Here is a 272-nt window from a genome sequence, read left to right on the forward strand (position 1 = left end):
CAAGCAGGACAGCGGTTGCTGAACTGGCAATACCATCCATATTATGATGCTCAGCTAACCACATGCGGCGGTAACCCAGCTTTTCTGCGGTTTGTGCCAGTTCCAGAGCATGTTGCAGGGAGAATTGAATGGTTTTATCGTCACGAACAGGAACCAGTTCAAGAATGGAGAACTGAGTATCGTTAAGCGTACGCATAATATTACTCTTTATTTGACATGACTAAGAGCATACGATGTTCAACCGGATTTGTATATCGAAAAAAAACGATATA

1 protein-coding gene is annotated in these 272 nt (G+C 42.6%); it reads right to left on the bottom strand.

What is annotated here, in order from left to right:
• A partial coding sequence (locus tag B4033_RS05640) for an LLM class flavin-dependent oxidoreductase (protein WP_286832624.1) occupies positions 1–196 on the bottom strand: 196 nt, incomplete at its 3' end.
• Positions 197–272: the final 76 nt, after the last annotated feature.

The organism is Acinetobacter sp. UBA3132 (genome assembly GCF_002364825.1).
GTDB lineage: Bacteria > Pseudomonadota > Gammaproteobacteria > Pseudomonadales > Moraxellaceae > Acinetobacter > Acinetobacter schindleri.